This window comes from Paenibacillus methanolicus, from assembly GCF_008124765.1.
Lineage (GTDB): Bacteria > Bacillota > Bacilli > Paenibacillales > Paenibacillaceae > Paenibacillus_Z > Paenibacillus_Z methanolicus.
Window position 1 is genome coordinate 40,215 of record NZ_VNHS01000009.1, and the last position, 16,719, is coordinate 56,933.

16 protein-coding genes and 1 riboswitch are annotated in these 16,719 nt (G+C 58.0%); of the genes, 13 read left to right on the forward strand and 3 right to left on the reverse strand.

Annotation, left to right across the window (positions count from 1 at the left end; all coding sequences use genetic code 11):
* The first annotated feature begins 42 nt into the window (after positions 1-42).
* From pflB to BCM02_RS22615, 9 genes are all read left to right on the forward strand, one after another.
* A complete protein-coding gene (gene pflB / locus BCM02_RS22575) occupies positions 43-2,313 on the forward strand; it encodes a formate C-acetyltransferase (RefSeq protein ID WP_148931406.1) in 2,271 nt (756 codons plus the stop codon).
* Positions 2,314-2,350: 37 nt separating this feature from the next.
* Entirely contained in the window at positions 2,351-3,082 is a 732-nt protein-coding gene (pflA, locus tag BCM02_RS22580) for a pyruvate formate-lyase-activating protein (protein ID WP_148931407.1), read from the forward strand.
* A gap of 274 nt (positions 3,083-3,356) precedes the next feature.
* Complete coding sequence (locus tag BCM02_RS22585) at positions 3,357-4,067, forward strand: Crp/Fnr family transcriptional regulator (protein WP_148931408.1); 711 nt, start codon at positions 3,357-3,359, stop codon at positions 4,065-4,067.
* A gap of 194 nt (positions 4,068-4,261) precedes the next feature.
* Entirely contained in the window at positions 4,262-4,720 is a 459-nt protein-coding gene (locus tag BCM02_RS22590) for a hypothetical protein (RefSeq protein WP_148931409.1), read from the forward strand.
* Between the two features lie 34 nt (positions 4,721-4,754).
* The gene (locus BCM02_RS22595; protein ID WP_148931410.1) at positions 4,755-5,408 is read left to right on the forward strand and encodes a response regulator transcription factor; all 654 of its coding nucleotides are present in this window, start codon (positions 4,755-4,757) and stop codon (positions 5,406-5,408) included.
* A gap of 7 nt (positions 5,409-5,415) precedes the next feature.
* Positions 5,416-6,525: a sensor histidine kinase gene (locus BCM02_RS22600; RefSeq protein ID WP_148931706.1), complete on the forward strand. Its 1,110-nt coding sequence runs from the start codon at positions 5,416-5,418 to the stop codon at positions 6,523-6,525.
* A gap of 58 nt (positions 6,526-6,583) precedes the next feature.
* Positions 6,584-6,991: a nucleoside-diphosphate kinase gene (ndk, locus tag BCM02_RS22605; protein ID WP_148931411.1), complete on the forward strand. Its 408-nt coding sequence runs from the start codon at positions 6,584-6,586 to the stop codon at positions 6,989-6,991.
* A 160-nt stretch (positions 6,992-7,151) separates the two neighbouring features.
* Positions 7,152-7,697 (forward strand): TQO small subunit DoxD, encoded by a 546-nt coding sequence (locus BCM02_RS22610; RefSeq protein ID WP_187434359.1) that lies wholly within the window; start codon positions 7,152-7,154, stop codon positions 7,695-7,697.
* 389 nt (positions 7,698-8,086) lie between these two features.
* Positions 8,087-9,115: an HD-GYP domain-containing protein gene (locus BCM02_RS22615; protein ID WP_148931412.1), complete on the forward strand. Its 1,029-nt coding sequence runs from the start codon at positions 8,087-8,089 to the stop codon at positions 9,113-9,115.
* A 135-nt stretch (positions 9,116-9,250) separates the two neighbouring features.
* Here BCM02_RS22615 and BCM02_RS35395 read toward each other — a convergent pair whose 3' ends face one another.
* Positions 9,251-9,394, reverse strand: a complete 144-nt coding sequence (locus tag BCM02_RS35395) for a hypothetical protein (protein ID WP_187434360.1) — start codon at positions 9,392-9,394, stop codon at positions 9,251-9,253.
* 43 nt (positions 9,395-9,437) lie between these two features.
* Positions 9,438-9,522, reverse strand: a riboswitch (cyclic di-GMP riboswitch).
* 242 nt (positions 9,523-9,764) lie between these two features.
* Between BCM02_RS35395 and BCM02_RS22620 the strand changes: the two genes are divergently transcribed.
* Together BCM02_RS22620 and yunB are read left to right on the forward strand one after the other, a co-directional pair.
* Complete coding sequence (locus BCM02_RS22620) at positions 9,765-10,370, forward strand: Crp/Fnr family transcriptional regulator (RefSeq protein WP_246183507.1); 606 nt, start codon at positions 9,765-9,767, stop codon at positions 10,368-10,370.
* Between the two features lie 446 nt (positions 10,371-10,816).
* A complete protein-coding gene (yunB, locus tag BCM02_RS22625) occupies positions 10,817-11,722 on the forward strand; it encodes a sporulation protein YunB (protein ID WP_148931414.1) in 906 nt (301 codons plus the stop codon).
* Between the two features lie 129 nt (positions 11,723-11,851).
* Here the strand turns inward: yunB and BCM02_RS22630 are convergent, their stop codons facing one another.
* Entirely contained in the window at positions 11,852-12,943 is a 1,092-nt protein-coding gene (locus tag BCM02_RS22630; protein WP_281288223.1) for a M23 family metallopeptidase, read from the reverse strand.
* A 141-nt stretch (positions 12,944-13,084) separates the two neighbouring features.
* A complete protein-coding gene (locus BCM02_RS22635) occupies positions 13,085-14,665 on the reverse strand; it encodes a sensor domain-containing diguanylate cyclase (RefSeq protein ID WP_148931415.1) in 1,581 nt (526 codons plus the stop codon).
* 217 nt (positions 14,666-14,882) lie between these two features.
* Here BCM02_RS22635 and lipA point away from each other — a divergent pair, with 217 nt between their 5' ends.
* Together lipA and BCM02_RS22645 are read left to right on the forward strand one after the other, a co-directional pair.
* On the forward strand, positions 14,883-15,788 hold the full coding sequence (gene lipA, locus BCM02_RS22640) for a lipoyl synthase (RefSeq protein WP_148931709.1): 906 nt from the start codon (positions 14,883-14,885) through the stop codon (positions 15,786-15,788).
* Between the two features lie 19 nt (positions 15,789-15,807).
* On the forward strand, positions 15,808-16,698 hold the full coding sequence (locus BCM02_RS22645) for a YutD family protein (RefSeq protein WP_148931416.1): 891 nt from the start codon (positions 15,808-15,810) through the stop codon (positions 16,696-16,698).
* Positions 16,699-16,719 lie beyond the last annotated feature (21 nt).

Below are 16,719 nucleotides of genomic sequence, written 5' to 3' on the forward strand. Positions count from 1 at the left end.
GCCTGTAATTTAGAGCTATAGAACAACGGAGGTGCGTAAATCATGGCGATGAAAGAACGAGAGGTTAAAGAAGCGTTGAATCGGCAGGAAGCATGGCGCGGATTCGCGGCGGGAAGCTGGCGGGAGCGGATCGACGTCAACGCCTTTATCGAGCTCAACCTCACGCCGTACGAAGGCGACGAGGCTTTCCTCGCCGGCCCGACGGCGGATACGGTTTCCTTGTGGGAGCGGGTCAGCGAGCTGTTGAAGGAGGAGCGCGAGCGGGGCGGCGTCCACGATATCGACGTTGATACGGTGTCCACGATCACCTCGCACGAACCGGGCTACATCAACGAGGCGCAAGAGCGCATCGTCGGCCTGCAGACCGACGCGCCGCTCAAGCGGGCCGTTCAGCCGTACGGCGGCATCCGGATGGCGGCGGACGCCTGCGAGGCGTACGGCTATAAGCTGAATCCCGAGTTGGACCGGCTCTTCACGGAAATCCGCAAGACCCACAACCAAGGGGTATTCGATGCTTACACGACGGAGATGAGGGCCGCGCGCAAGGCGGGCATCATCACCGGTCTGCCGGATGCCTACGGCCGCGGACGCATCATCGGCGACTACCGCCGGGTGGCGCTGTACGGCGTGGACCGGCTGATCGCCGGCAAGAAGGAAGAGCTGCTGGAGCTGGAGAAGGGCGCGATGACCGAGGACGTCATTCGTCTTCGCGAGGAGCTATCCGAGCAAATTCGCAGCCTCGCCGAGCTGAAGAAGATGGGCGCTTCCTACGGCTTCGACATCTCCGCGCCGGCCGGCAACGCCAAGGAAGCGGTGCAATGGCTGTACTTCGCCTATCTGGCGGCGGTCAAGGAGCAGAACGGCGCGGCGATGAGCCTTGGCCGGGTATCCAGCTTCCTCGATATCTTCATCGAGCGCGACCTGCAAGAAGGCGCGCTGACGGAGAGCGAAGCGCAGGAACTGGTCGACCACTTCGTCATGAAGCTGCGTATCGTGAAATTCCTGCGCACGCCGGATTACAACGAGCTGTTCAGCGGCGACCCGACTTGGGTGACCGAATCCGTCGGGGGCATGGGCTTGGACGGCCGGACGCGCGTGACGCGCAACTCCTTCCGGTTCCTGCACACGCTCTATAACCTGGGACCGGCGCCCGAGCCGAACCTGACGATCCTGTGGTCGACGAAGCTGCCGGACAACTTCAAGCAATATTGCGCCCGCGTATCGGCGGAGACGAGCTCCATCCAGTATGAGAACGACGACCTGATGCGTCCGTATTTCGGCGACGATTACGGCATCGCCTGCTGCGTCTCCGCGATGCGAATCGGCAAGCAAATGCAATTCTTCGGCGCCCGCGCCAATCTGGCCAAAGCGCTGTTGTACGCGATCAACGGCGGCGTGGACGAGAAGCTCGGCGCGCAGATCGGGCCGAAGCTTGCGCCGATCACGTCCGACGTGCTCGACTATGAGGAAGTTAAGGCTAGGTTCGACGAGGTGCAAGATTGGCTCGCCGGGCTCTACATGAACACGCTGAACGTCATCCACTATATGCACGACAAATACTGCTACGAACGCATCGAGATGGCGCTGCACGACCGGGACATCGTCCGGACGATGGCATGCGGCATCGCCGGCCTGTCGGTCGTCGCCGACAGCTTGAGCGCGATCCGCTACGCGAAGGTGCGTCCGATCCGCAACGAGCAGGGCATCGCGGTCGACTTCGAGATCGAGGGCGACTATCCGATGTACGGCAATAACGACGACCGCGTCGACGAGCTGGCCGTCGAGCTGGCCGAGGGCTTCATGAACCGGCTGCGCCGGCATAAGCCTTATCGCGACGCCGTTCCGACGATGTCGGTGCTGACGATTACGTCGAACGTCGTCTACGGGAAGAAGACCGGCAGCACGCCGGACGGCCGCAAAGCCGGCCAGCCGTTCGCGCCGGGCGCCAACCCGATGCACGGCCGCGACCGCAAAGGGGCGCTCGCTTCGCTCGCGTCGGTGGCGAAGCTGCCGTACGAGCATAGCCTGGACGGCATCTCGAACACGTTCTCGATCATTCCGAAGGCGCTCGGACGGGAAGACGCGGTCCGCTTCAATAATCTGGCAGCGCTGCTGGACGGTTATACCGCGAGCGGCGGGCACCATCTGAACGTCAACGTCTTCAACCGCGAGCAGCTGCTCGACGCCATGGAGCATCCGGAGAATTACCCGCAGCTGACCATCCGCGTCTCGGGCTATGCCGTCAACTTTATCAAGCTGACGAGAGAGCAGCAGCTCGACGTCATTAGCCGCACGTTCCACGGGGAAATTTGACAGCTAGACGTGCATCATGGAGAGGAGCATGGCCCGCATGAAAGGCCGCATACATTCGATGGAAACCTTCGGGACGGTGGACGGCCCCGGCATCCGCTTCGTCCTCTTCATGCAGGGCTGCGCGCTGCAATGCCGGTTCTGCCACAACCCGGACACGTGGGACACGGCGGGAGGGCGTCAAGTAACGGTCGAAGAGATCTTGGCCGAGATCGAACCGTATATCCCCTACTATAAAGGCTCGGGCGGCGGCATCACGGTGACGGGCGGGGAGCCGACGCTTCAGGCTCCCTTCGTCGCCGAACTGTTCAAAGCATGCAAGGAACGATTCGGGCTGCACACGGCGCTGGACAGTTCGGGATTCTGCGAGGCGGCCCACGCGGCGGCGCTGATGGCGCATACCGACCTGGTGCTGCTCGATTTGAAGCAGATGAACAAGAAGAAGCACGAATGGCTGACCGCCCAGCCGAACGATCGCATCCTCAAATTCGCGCGCTGGCTCTCTTCGCTCGGCAAGCCGACGTGGATCCGCCACGTGCTCATTCCCGGCATTACGGATAACGCGGAGGACCTAAGCGCCTTGGGCGAATTCATCTCGCTGCTGTCCAACGTCGAGAAGCTCGAGCTGCTACCCTACCATCGCATGGGGGTTTACAAGTGGCAGGCGCTGGGCCGCGAATACCCGCTCGAGGGCGTGCCGGCCCCGACGGATCGGGATGTTCGGCGGGCCAGGGAAGTCATCGACCGGGCCAAGAAACACATCGTGCGGTAATAAAAGGCGAAGAAGGCGCATTCCGCGCCTTTTTTTGCGTCGGCCGCAAATCGTTCAACCGCCGGGTCCGTCAGGGTTTACCCGCATAGAACCGGCCGGACGAGAAGACGAATGGGGGGAATTAACCGCCGAAATCGTGATTTCCCTCACAGCGGAGCGGGGGAAACCCCGCCGTAAAGATCAGGGGAGTCCCCGATGTTCGGCATTGGCCGCTTCGCGATATGATGAATGCAACAAGGAAGCCCGGTCGGGGCTCGGAAGGGGACGGACGAGAATGGGAACGACGGTCAATCGCGCGGAGGGCCTGGAGCCGATATTATCGAACGAAAGCTTCGAACTGCTTAAGAGTATCATGTATATCAAACATGCCGAGAAAGGCAGCAGCCTGTTCTGGGAAGGGGATAAGGCGGATAAATTGTTCTTCATTTTCGGCGGCCGGGTCAGAACGACCAAATCGTCGGACAGCGGACGGACGCTGACGCTGTACTTGCATCAGAAGGGCGATCTGGTCGGGCAAATGGATCCGTTTCACGACTCGGTGCACGGCTTCAGCGCGGAGGTGACCGAAGACGCGAAGGTCGGCGTCATTCAGCGCAAGGACCTGGAGGTGCTGTTGTGGCAGCATGGCGATCTGGCGGTGGAGTTCATGAAGTGGATGGGGCTGATGCATCGGCTGACGCAGACCAAATTCCGCGATTTGATGATGTTCGGCAAGACCGGCGCGCTGTGCTCGCTGCTCATCCGGCTTGGCAACTCCTACGGCAAAGACAAGGACGGGGGCATCTTCATCGATTTGAAGATCAACAATACCGAGATGGCCGACATGATCGGCGCCACGCGAGAGAGCGTTAACCGGATGCTGAGCGACCTGAAGAAAGAAGATGTCATTCAATACGCCGACGGGCACTTCACGATCAAGGATCTGCGCTACCTGCGCGAAATTTGCCATTGCGAGAACTGCCCGAAAGAAATTTGCCGCATGTAGGGACCGGAAGGCGCATGCCATAAGACGGGCAAAAGGCACGATCGGATCGGCAACCGCACGCGAGAAATTTCACAGCTCCTCCCCCGTCGGCGGGCGCGAATGGGGAGTCCCTTACATACAAGCCGCCGCGAACATTTTAAAATATTGAGAGCAACGAACCTGGGTCAACCGGCGGAAAGAAGGGTGAAAAACCAGTGAATGGTTCGTATATTAGAGAACGGCTCGCGCTGGAATTGGAACAGCTTCGGGCGAGCAGCCGCAGCGACTTCGCGGCGATCGCGCTGCCGGCGGCGGACGTCCGCGCCATGCGCTGGCAGATCGTGCTGGGCGGCCGCAAGGGCAAAGTCGAACAGATCCGGATTAAACCGGGGATCGGCCTTGGCGGTATGGTGCTGCGGCACGGAACGATATACACTGTTAACGACAGGGAGAACGCGGATCTGCTGGAAGCGTGTCCCGTCATGCTCGCCGAGGGGCTCGGGACGGGAATCGCCTGCCCGTTGCTCGAGAGCGCGACAGGCTCGGCAGCCGGCATTCTGCTATTCGGCAGGAGAGGGAATGAAGCCTACGCGAAGTTCGAGCTGTCGCGAAGGGGGGAGGACTCCCGCCTTTCGCTCCTGCTATCCGGCATCCAGGGCGGCGAGATCGGTTAGAGCAGGTTACGTTACATCGGAAAGAGGGATCGGAATGATAACAATCTTGATCGTGGACGATCACGCCATGGTCCGCTCCGGGATGCGGCTGCTGCTGGGCGGCAAGGACGATATCGAAGTCGTCGGCGAAGCGTCCGACGGCGATGAAGGCATTCGCGCGGCGGAATCGCTGCGTCCGAACGTCGTCTTGATGGATTTGAGCATGCCTCACGGCAAAGACGGCCTGACGGCCGCCGCGGAGTTGAAGGAGCGGATGCCGGAGACGGCCGTCCTCATCTTGACCATGCACGACGACGATGAATACTTATTCCGGGCGATCCATGCGGGCGCGGCGGGTTACGTGCTCAAGAGCGCGCCGCACGAGGAGCTGCTCACCGCGATTCGCTCCGTCGCCAAGGGCGACGCCTACCTGTATCCGACCGCAACGAAGCGGCTCATGAACGAATACGTGGAGCGGATGAAGCGCGGCGAGAGTACGGACGTGTTCGACACGCTGTCGGAGCGGGAGAAGGAAGTCCTGGCGTTGGCAGCCCAAGGCTACGCGAACAAAGAAATCGCGGAACAGCTCGTGATTAGCGTCAAGACTGTGGAAACCCATAAAAGCAACGTGATGGAGAAGCTCGGGCTGAAGACGCGGCCGGAGCTGATCAAATACGCGATGAAGAAGGGGCTGCTGCAATTTGACTAACGATCCGATGTACCCGGAACGCGACGTCATCGCCGAGCATGTCGAGGCGCTGCTCGCCCGGCTGGACGAGCAGCTGGAGGAGGGCGCGTTCCGCGCCGATTTGAGGCAGTCCCTCAAACAGCTCGCCGACGTCAAATCGGCGCTCGACGCGTCCTCGATCGTCGCCGTGACGGACCATAAAGGCAAGATTCAATACGTGAACGATAAATTTTGCGAGATATCGGGGTACTCGCGCCATGAGCTGCTCGGTCAGGACCATCGGATTCTCAACTCCGGCTATCACGGCAAAGCGTTCATGCGCGAGCTGTGGGAAACGATTCAGACCGGGAAAGTATGGAGGGGAGACATTCGCAACCGGGCGAAGGACGGCTCCCATTACTGGGTGAACACGACGATCGTTCCTTTCGTGAACGAGAACGGCAAGCCCTATCAGTATTTGGCTATCCGCAACGAGGTCACCCGGCTGAAGAAGGTGGAAGAAGAGCTGCAGGAGACGCTGGCTAAGGTCATGACGGTGCAGGAGGAGGAGCGGCGCAAATTCTCCCGCGAGCTGCACGACGGCATCGGGCAAAGTCTGTTCTCGATGCTGATCGGGCTGGATCGCGTCATCTCCGCCGTAGCGCCGGAGAAGCGGGAGCTCTCCATGATCCGCGAGCAGGTCGCGGGCATTATCGAAGAAGTGCGGGGGCTGGCATGGGAGCTGAGGCCGTCGGTGCTGGACGATCTCGGCATCGTGCCGGCCTTGCGCACCTATATCGATAATTACGCCTCGCATTATGGCATCAAGGTGGCGTTCGATTGCCGCCTGCGCGGCCGTCTCGGCATCGCCGCAGAGACGGTCATCTACCGGATCGTGCAGGAGGCGCTGACGAATATCGCCAAATACGCCGATGTCGATGTTGCCGAGGTAAGCGTCGAAGAGCGGGACGGAGCGGTTACCGCGCGCATCGTTGACCAGGGGAGAGGCTTCGATCCGAAAGCGGTCGCCAAGGGCGTCGGCCAGTCCAGCATGGCGGAGCGGGCGCGAATCGCGGGCGGAACGCTGTCCGTGGATACCGCCCCGGGGGAAGGATGCGTCGTCACGCTGCGGCTGCCGGACGGGCCGGCGAAGGTGTGACGCCGATCACGGCATAGTTTGCTGAAGCGGGTATAATAGTCATAAGGAGATGAGGCAGATGAGCGAGAAAGCATTCGTGATGATTAAGCCCGACGGCGTCAGACGCGGATTGATCGGCAAGATCGTCAATCGGTTCGAAGAGAAGGGGCTAACGCTTGCCTGGGCGGAAATGATGAATGTGTCGCGGGAAACCGCCGAGACGCACTACGGACATTTGAGGGACAAGCCTTTCTTCGGCGAGCTCGTGGACTACATTACATCGGGTCCCGTATTCGCGATGATCGTGGAAGGCAGAGGGGCCGTCAAAAACGCGAGATCGCTGATCGGACCGACCGATCCGGCGGCCGCGCCACCGGGAACGATACGCGGCGACTACGGATTGGATGTCGAAGAGAACGTCATTCACGGGTCCGATTCGCCCGATAACGCGACCCGGGAAATCGCTTTGTTTTTCAACCGGATGTGAGATGGATCACAGCGAATCGTGAGTTGATCGCGTAAAATAAAGACATAAAGAGGAAGCAGCGGCTGCCGGCAGCAAGCAAAGGCGAGCGTCATCGGCGGGCGGCTCCGCTTACTCTACCATACTATGTGAATTAATTCACGTAAATCGAGGGGTGAGTGTCATGATGAAATTTCTGCGCGAAAACGCGTACGCCGCCGGTCTGCTCGTACTTCTTCGGATCTATGTCGGCTGGCAATGGCTCGATGCGGGCTTCCACAAACTGAAAGACGGCTTCGACGCCGCGGGTTTCCTGAAAGGGGCGATCGCGAACCCCGTCGCGGACCGCGCAACGGGCGAACTGGTCTATCCGACCTTTACGACATTCATCGAGCACGGGGCGCTGCCGAACGTGAAGCTCGTCAACCTCGTCATACCGCTTGGCGAAGCGCTGGTCGGGCTGGGCTTGATCGTCGGCGGATTCACCGCCGCGGCCGCGTTCTTCGGCCTTCTGATGAACTTCATGTTCCTCTTCGCCGGCACGGTCAGCACGAACCCTTGGCTGATCTTGTTGGGCGGCATCGTGATGATTGCCGGCGCGAACGCCGGCCGCTTCGGTCTCGACTACTACCTGCTGCCTTTCATTCGCAAGCATGTCCGACGCCATCGCAAGGACGGGGGCGGAGAAACGCCGCCGGTCAAGCGAATCCCGCCGCAAGCCGCACATTAATGCGCGTGAAGGATATACCGGGCGGAATGGCATCGCATGCAGGCATGCGAACGGCATTGGGGAAGAAGCAGCGGAAGCCGAGCAGACGACGGAAGGCTGCTTGCCTTATATGCGCTATAGATTCAAGTAGGTCAATATTTGAACAGAATTAACGCGATGAATGGGGCTGGCGCCGAAATAAACGGTGCTGGCCTTTTCGATGCCGGGGGCTTTCCGTCTGCACGCTCAGCCTCGTGTGGGTATTTTGGACGCGGCCTAATATATGACAAATTTTCTAGTAATATAGTCGCATGGCGTCGGGATTTGGTATAATGGTAACATCTGTATGCGCATGACCTCATGACCACATGAAGAGAAGGGGATGCACGCACGCTTTGGGGGAATCGAGAATGGACAGCTTATTGGGACTCAAACTGAAGAACGACGTGACAACCGCATACGGACTAACGATTATACCGGCTCTCACGATTATGGAAGAAAGACATTTAGCCCTCTTGGCCAAACACGGGATCACCCCGGACTCGCTCGTTTACGTTGAACATTCGCGGGATTCGAAGCTTCGGCGGGAATCGGGAGCCGGCAAGCAAGACGCAGCGGTACGCCAGGCGGTAAAGGCTTCGAAGGCGCTATTCGCGAAGATGCAGGAAACGCGCAAAATCCCGGTTATGGAACTGCGGGACGAGGTGCTCCCGATCGTTCAACAAGCGGCGGAAGCACCGGATGTATTCGGACTGTTCGAATCGATCAAGGCCAAGGACGATTATACCTACGAACATAATATCGGCGTCGGCGTGCTTGCGACGCTCATTGGCAAGTGGATGAATCTGAACGAGACGGAATTGTCGGTGCTTGCCATGGCCGCTACGCTGCACGACGTCGGCAAAGTGAGAATCCCGACGGAAATTTTGAACAAGCCCGGCAAGCTTACGTCCGAGGAGTACGCGATCGTCAAGCAGCATACGGTGATTGGCTACGAGATGCTGAAAGGGGCGACCGGTCTAAATGGCAGAGTCGCGCTCGTGGCGCTGCAGCATCATGAACGCAGCGACGGCGGCGGCTATCCGCTGGGACTGACCGGGGAGCAAATCGATCCGCTTAGCCGAATCGTCGCCGTGGCCGACGTCTTTCATGCCATGTCTTCGCGAAGGCCCTATCATGAGCCGCTCCCGTTCTATGACACATTGAATCAAATGCGCCAAGGCAAGTTCGGATTTTTCGATCCCCAGATCGTGTCGATTTTTTTGGAAAACATGGTTGGGCGCATGGTTGGCCGGAAAGTCGTGCTGACGGATGGCAGGTCGGGAGAAGTGGTGTATTTAAATCCGCATTCGTTGGAGAGGCCGCTGGTACGACTTGAGGACGGGTTCATCGATTTAAGCAAGGTGATCGACGTGCATATTCTTAGAGTGAGCATCTAAATTTATGCAGAGGGAAGAAGAGGAGCGGCGGGGCTGCTCTTCTTGTAAAATTAAGTCTTTTCATGACGAAAAATATTGTGTACAATGAGAAGAGAATAGTCCGAAAGTAGGACATATGTCAGCTGAGGCGGATATTTACATTACTTGCTTCTCGGACGAAGCGGACGGATGTTGTTCCTCGGTTTGAAGATTCAATGTTTTCCAGGCCTCGAAGAACTTATTCGAAATGCCCAGGTGCTCGATGATTTTCTCCGCGGAAATAACGATTTTTTCATTCATGGTTATAATTCCTCCTGAAAAAAGATAGACCACCCCCATGTAAATGAGAGATGGTCGGTTGCACTACTAGCTCCACCGCATCCAAGTGCCCACATACAGATGACGGCTTCATAGCTCCCATATAATAAAGGCATGTACGACAGGTTCGACTGGATCTAGAATAGCACCCGTTTTTAATCGCTTTGTTAAGCGCGGCTCACTTATTGATAAAATTCGCCTAATCTTATGCAATTTCCTATCTTCTGGTCTGCTCAACCGAGAAGAATTCTCATCGCTTAATGGGATTAAACATCAGCACAGGAAGAGTGAACCGATCATGGTGATGTTTCACAAGTTGTTCAAGAGCATCCCTATTTTTGCAGGGCTCGATATGGAAGAGCTGAAAGCCATCGAACCGCTCTTCAAAAAAAGAACCTATACCCGAGGCACGATCCTATTCATGGAAGGTGACTTGGGGGACGAATGTTTTGTCATTGACAGCGGTCTAGTGAAGATCTTTAGGGTCGACGAATCGCGCGAAATTACGCTGGCTCTTCTGCATGAAGGCGACTATTTTGGGGAAATGGCCATGATTCGGAAAGGAATGCCGCGGTCTGCAACGGCTGAAGTAATTGAAACCGGGATGTTGTACTCGTTAAGCCGGACAGACTTTATGTATTTCTTGGAAAGTAACCCCAAAATGTGCCTGAAGCTGCTGGAAGAGACCATGGAGCGTCTCCGCAACGCCAATGAACAAATCTACGATTTAACCTTTCTGGATTTGAAAGCCAGACTTCATAAAGTGCTTGTCCGCATGGCGGACGAGAAAGGCGTTCCCGTCGACGGCGGCGTGATGATCCCGTTCAAGCTGACTCATCAGCAGCTGGCGAACATGGTAGGCTCCATACGAGAGTCGGTCTCCAAGATGTTGATCGAGCTTCAAGACGAACAATTAATTAGCGTCAAGAACAAACAGTTCACGATCTATCGCCGTTAATCGTTACCTAAACTCATTACCATTATTGTACATGACGGCCCTTTTTGAAACTGTATGCTGGCATACAAAATGAAACGAAACCTTGCAACGAGGGCGGATAAAGCTTCCAATGTCCCGTGGCTGCGCGGTTCTCATCGATTTACATCCAATGCTAAAGATTCGATAAAGTAGGCTCTTGCGAACTGAAGGCATATAAATAATTTACCATAAGAATCATTCGCTTACAAATAGTGGATGATTCTTTTTTGCCTTCCAGCGCTGCGGTCATGCACGTATAATATTCGGATAATTTCGTTTTTTGAGGGGGCGAGCTTCAAAATTTGGAGGAATTTTCCCGGAGCCGTCCCGCGCCGCCTAACGCGAGGGCTTCTTCTTTTTTGGACGGACCGTGCATAAGCTGTGATGGAGAGCGCGGACGAGATCTGATGAAAGGGGCCGCCGATCGTATGGCTAGGTGGGGAAGGCGAGGATGGCGCAGCAGACGGGTGAAGCGGGGCAAGCTGGGATTGCCGCGCCTTGGGCGCAAACAATTTTGGCTGATCATGCTTGCGCTTGCCGCGGTGCTGCTCTTTCAATTCTTTGTATTCGTGGAGCGCAACCTGAAGGGACCGCTCATGAATGTCGCCACGATTCGGGTGAAGCAGGTCGCGACGCAGGCGATTAATAAAGCGATCACCGAGCAGGTGGCGGGCGGGACGGAGACGGAGAAGCTGATCGACTGGAAAATGAACGCAGCCGGGAAAACGTCCGGTTTCATGATCAACTATGCCGAGCATATGCGGATTCGGTCGGAGACGACGCAGACGGTGCAAGATACGCTCGGCGAGCTGGGCGAAATTCCGGAGCACATCCCTGTCGGCCAAGCGCTAGGCAGCGCAATTATCGCGTCCTTCGGCCCGAGGGTGCCGGTGAAATTCGAACCGCTCGGCTCGGTTAAGGTCGATTTATTTACTCGGCAGAAGGAAGCGGGCATCAATAATATTCTCGTCGAAGTGTATATGCGGATCATCGCGGAAGTTTCGATTATCATTCCGTTCGACACGAAGCCGGAGATGGTCGAGACCGAGATTCCAATCTCGTATCTGCTCGTCGTGGGCGATGTGCCGATGTATTATTACGACAACAAGGGCAATCCGGTCGGCGACTCGGCCCAAGGGGCGCCGAGCATTACGCTACCTTCCGGCAATGCCGACGGCGTCACGACGACGGTGCCGGAACTTTCGGACGAGGAGCTGGACGCACAATCGGTCGAAGACGAAGCGGGAGCGGGCGAAGACGCGCAACCGGACGATGCCCACGCGCAGGAAGAAGATGCTTCCACCGAGAGCCCGACCGACGGGGGAGCGGAGTAAGGCAGGCGGCAAGATGAATCGGTAGGGTATGGTTATTACGCGATTATTCTAAGCAGCAAGCTAAGAGGCGCAGCCCGGCGTATTCGCGCCGGATTGCGCCTTTTTGCATTGCGGGGGCCACAGCCAATATTATTTTTTCTTGCGCAGACGCCGGGCTTCTTCCTTCTCCCACCGGTGGAGCAGCGGGTAAGGGTCGAACGACCATTCGATTAGCCCCCGGTCGCGGTAGACCCCGTAATGGAGATGCGGCGGGAATTTCCCTGACGTGCCGGGCTTGCCGTAGCCGGAGCTACCGACCCAACCCAGCGTCTGGCCGGGCTTGACGACGGTGCCGACCTGCACCGATTTATCGTAACCGGACAGATGGGCGTAATAGTGGTAAATGTTGTTCAGATCGCGTACGCCGATGCGCCAGCCGCCATAAGGGTTCCACCCTTTCGTTTCGACGATGCCGTATGTCGTGCTGCGTACCGGTAATCCATGATCGGCGAAAATATCGGTCCCTTCGTGGATCCGGTAGCCGCCCCAGCTGCGCTTGGTACCCCATGTGCCCCGGTAGGAGTAGTGGCTGCCGATCGGGAGCGGGAAGGCGTGTCCGTCCAAATCGAGCTTGCCGTACGTCTCGTAGATTTTGGCGAATTGGCCGATTCGCTGAACGGCTCTCGTATTGTGGTAGAACTGCCATAAAGCGATCGCGAAATCATCGTCGGACGGTCCGAATTGCATCATGTGGCTAGCGACCGCGTACAGCAAGTCCGCGTCGCTCGTCCGCTTGGCCAGCCCGTCGCCGTCGCCGTCCTTGCCGAGCCCATTGAACCATCGGATCGTGGCGGGCAGTTCATCTTCGATATTCGGGTTCATGGCGCCGGCCCAATCCGCGTCGGACATGTAAATGCCGATCCATTGGCCGAGCTGACCGCGCGACTTCGGTCTGGCTTTCGTGATGGTGCGCTCGTACTGGTCGATAGCGGCTAGTCTGTACCACGGAATATGGGTCGCCGCGCCCATCCATTCGTACAACTCGCGGCGTTTCTCGAACGGGTCGGCCGCTTCCTGCGCGACGCCGCCGCTATGGGCAGGGACCGGGGCCGCGACGGAACGCTCGGCCGGCGCGCGATTCACCTGGGGCTGGGGCTCTCCCGCCCAGGCCTGGGCGTTCGTCCAGGGCAGCAGGCAGAGCGCGCAGACCGCCGCCGTCAACCGGAACCGATTGCTTTTCAAAACGAGAGTCACCTCCTGGCTGCGAAAATGGAGTCAATTCATCATGCATGAGGATAGTCGATAGCATTTGCAATCAGCCGTTTTTTATCCGAAAACGAAAACGAAGACAGGCCAGAAGCGGCGCCGGCGATGGGCGCGCTTCTAGCCTTCGTCTACCAGGACGTATTGGTTGCGTCCTTTATGTTTGGCCGCGTACATGGCGGTATCCGCGAGCCGGAGCACGGCTTCGGGATCGTCGTAATTGACGGCGGTCCGGCTTAGGCCAATGCTTGCCGTGACCTGATGAGGGATGCCGGAGCGCTCGGATGGCTCATTGAACCGATCAAGCAGCTGCTGGGCGGATCGGCACGCCGCCGCGACATCCAGACGAGCGGGGAACAGCACCGCGAATTCGTCGCCGCCGAGCCTTGCGATGCACGCATCCGCCGGGACGGCTTCGCGAAGGAAGCCCGCGACGCGCGCGAGCAGGTCATCGCCGGCCGCGTGTCCGAGCGTATCGTTCACCGACTTGAAATGATCCAGGTCGATCAGCATGACGGTAATGGCCTCCGCGTCCATTGCGCTCTGTTGTACGGCGACAAGCGTCTCGTAGAACCGGCGGCGGTTGGCCAAACCGGTCAACGGATCGTTATAGGCCAGCACGGAGAGCATGTCTTCGTGCTTTTTTTGCACCGTGATGTCCTTGACGATCCAATAGGTCAGCAATTGGCCTTCCGCTTCGATGTAGGTCGTATGCACCTCGAGCGTGCGCTCGGCCTGACGGTAATTCTCGATGACGAGCTCTTGTTGGATCTTCCGGCGTTTCGCGTAGGCTTCGCCTAACCGCGCATAGGTTTGCGGGTCGAGCTTGATGTACCGAGCCGGATTTTTGCCCATCCATTGCTCTTTGGCAAAGCTGTTCATACCTAGGATACGAAGAAACTCCTCGTTAGCCTGCAGCATCCGGTTCTGCTCGTCAAGCAGCACGATGCCGAGCATGGAATTGTCGAACAGAATCTCGTACCGTTTGGAGGCGGTCGCCAGAAAGCCATGATTCATCACCACGTAGCGGATGAACAGAGCGAAGAATATGGCCGCGTACGCCGACGCGGTGGCGTTCGGCAGGAACGGCAGCCATTCGCTGGCCGATTGGCGGGTGAGGAACGCGAGAATCAGCCATGCGCTCGATACCAGGGCTCCGTACAGGATGAGCCGCAGCCGCTTCAACTCCAGCTTGGCGTCGCCATGGTGTCGGTTTGCGCGGATCGCTCTTATAAGGAAGAACAATAAACCCGTTAACGTGTAGGCTGCCATACCGGTGACATACCAGTGAAAACCGCTGCCGAACACCCCTTGCCGCCAATACGCGCCTTGTTCTATTTGCAGCTGCACCCAGGAAGGGAACAGCCATAGCACGAACGGTCCGCTAAGCGGGATGCCCACTAACAGCAATCTTATAGGGAGCGCGGTCGGCGTACGTCCGAGTTGGCTGAAGAACAGCAAAGCGGCCGACATTATGACAAAACCCGAAGGCAGCATCACATATCGAATGAGCGGCTCCGCTTCCGGATAGGGCACGATATTCGAGAGGAATTGTCCAAGGAACATAGCGCTCACGCTAAGCAGCAGCATCGACGTGGACCGATGAAGTCCGTTATGTTTATCGCGCGTGTAAATTTCCACCGCCATATAGAACAGGAACAGAAACGGCGGCAGCTGAAACAGATACGGCCATACCGTCATCCATGATCATCTCCAAATTCGGGGGTACAGGTAAAGCGTGTTCACAAATGATATCATAGACCTATGCGGAAAGGTGCTTTCGCATCTGGAAACGACGCCAGGGAGTTAAAGAGTATTGCGTCAGCGCCTGCAATGCCAAATCTATCTTTGCGCTGGAGGCCTTCGCTACCTTATAATAAAACGATGGAACAACCACGTAATGGACAAGAAAGCGGGTATGACAATGAAGACGAAACAGCAGGCGTTACCTAAGCCGGACTGGCTTCGGATCAAACTTACGACCGGCGGCAACTATGCCGAGATTAAAGATATGATGGGCTCCAAAAAACTGCATACCGTATGCGAAGAAGCGCGTTGTCCGAACATTTACGAATGCTGGGCGAACCGGACCGCAACGTTCATGATTCTGGGCGATATTTGCACGCGCGCTTGCCGCTTCTGCGCGGTGAAGACCGGCATGCCGACGGAGCTGGACTTGGAAGAGCCGAAGCGCGTCGCCGAAGCGGCCGAGCAGATGGGGCTTCGCCATTGCGTCGTCACCTCCGTCGCGCGCGACGACCTGAAGGACGGGGGCGCGATGATTTTCGCCGAGACGGTGAAGGCGATCCGCGCGCGCTTGCCGTTATGCAGCGTGGAAGTGTTGATTCCCGACTTCATGGGAAGCGAAGAATCGCTGCGCGTCGTCATGGATGCGAACCCGAATATACTTAACCACAATATCGAGACCGTGGCGCGGATGTCGGACCGGGTGCGCGCCAAGGCGAAGTACCCGCGCTCGCTCGAACTGTTGAAACGGGCAAAGCAAATGAAGCCGGACATTCCGACCAAGTCCAGCATTATGCTCGGCGTGGGCGAGACGTATGAAGAAATTTTGCAGGCGATGGACGATTTGCGCGCGGCGGACGTCGATATTCTGACGCTGGGCCAATACCTGCAGCCGACGCCGAACCATATGCCGATCGTGCGCTACGTCCACCCGGACGAGTTCGCCAAGCTGAAGGAAGAGGGCTTGAAGCGCGGCTTCAGCCACGTGGAATCGGGACCCCTCGTCCGCAGCTCGTATCATGCGCATGAACAGGTCAAGTCGGCAAGCGAAGCCAAGGCCCAGGCGGCTACCCTGTAAGAAGGAGTGACGAACAGCATTGATCCATATCGGCGGCAGAACCTATGAATTGGTTTACGATCACAAGAACGGATGGAATCCCGAGGCGTTCCGCAACCGGTACAGCGACGTGCTGGAGCGTTACGATTACGTCATCGGGGATTGGGGCTATAATCAGCTAAGGCTGAAAGGCTTCTTCCGAGACACGCATCCGAAAGTAACGGCCGGCAGCTCGTTCGCGAGCATGTCCGACTATATTAACGAATACTGCAATTTCGGCTGCGCGTATTTCGTGCTGCAGAAGCAGACCGGCGCGAAGCGCGAGGGCGAGAGCGAAGGCGACATCTATCTCGACGAGATCGATATGTCGGAGCGGTTGACGGGCACGGGAGATAACGCGGAATCGGCGTATCGTCAAGCGGTGCCGGCAGCGGCGGCTCAGACGGCAGCCGCATCCGAGGGCGGCGAAGCGCCAGCGCCGGTAAGACGGGAGCATGCGAGAGGGCCGCGCGGACCGCGAAACGATCACCGCCGCGACGGGCACCGCTCGTCGTATGCGAACCGACGGGACCAAGACCGCGATCAGGATCGCGGCGGCGAACAAGGATCGGCATCGGAACGCGGAGAGTCCGGCGTTCGTCCCGAGCGGGCGAATGAAGGGCGCAAGCCTTATAATAAGGATCGCGACCGCTCGCGCGGAGATCGCGAGCACAACCGCCAGCAAGGCGGGCACAGCTCGGGCGGCGACCGCAGCGGCGGCGGAGATCGTCCGCGGCAGAAGCGGCAGCATTTCCCCTCCAAGGCGCCGGTCGCGGCCGCGTCCGAAGGCCAGCAACCGCGCAGCCGCGACAACGCGGGCGGACCGAAGCCAAGTCCCAATGCGAATGCGAATGCAAACTCGAACGCGAACGCGAACAAGAGCGACGCCTAGTCGACAACAAAAGCCATCCGG

Coding starts and splice junctions, on each gene's coding strand:
- pflB (WP_148931406.1), top strand. CDS start 43: ATGGCGATGAAAGAACGAGAGGTTAAAGAAGCGTTGAATCGGCAGGAA.
- pflA (WP_148931407.1), top strand. CDS start 2,351: ATGAAAGGCCGCATACATTCGATGGAAACCTTCGGGACGGTGGACGGC.
- BCM02_RS22585 (WP_148931408.1), top strand. CDS start 3,357: ATGGGAACGACGGTCAATCGCGCGGAGGGCCTGGAGCCGATATTATCG.
- BCM02_RS22595 (WP_148931410.1), top strand. CDS start 4,755: ATGATAACAATCTTGATCGTGGACGATCACGCCATGGTCCGCTCCGGG.
- BCM02_RS22600 (WP_148931706.1), top strand. CDS start 5,416: ATGTACCCGGAACGCGACGTCATCGCCGAGCATGTCGAGGCGCTGCTC.
- ndk (WP_148931411.1), top strand. CDS start 6,584: ATGAGCGAGAAAGCATTCGTGATGATTAAGCCCGACGGCGTCAGACGC.
- BCM02_RS22610 (WP_187434359.1), top strand. CDS start 7,152: ATGATGAAATTTCTGCGCGAAAACGCGTACGCCGCCGGTCTGCTCGTA.
- BCM02_RS22615 (WP_148931412.1), top strand. CDS start 8,087: ATGGACAGCTTATTGGGACTCAAACTGAAGAACGACGTGACAACCGCA.
- BCM02_RS35395 (WP_187434360.1), bottom strand. CDS start 9,394: ATGAATGAAAAAATCGTTATTTCCGCGGAGAAAATCATCGAGCACCTG.
- BCM02_RS22620 (WP_246183507.1), top strand. CDS start 9,765: ATGGAAGAGCTGAAAGCCATCGAACCGCTCTTCAAAAAAAGAACCTAT.
- yunB (WP_148931414.1), top strand. CDS start 10,817: ATGGCTAGGTGGGGAAGGCGAGGATGGCGCAGCAGACGGGTGAAGCGG.
- BCM02_RS22635 (WP_148931415.1), bottom strand. CDS start 14,665: ATGACGGTATGGCCGTATCTGTTTCAGCTGCCGCCGTTTCTGTTCCTG.
- lipA (WP_148931709.1), top strand. CDS start 14,883: ATGACAATGAAGACGAAACAGCAGGCGTTACCTAAGCCGGACTGGCTT.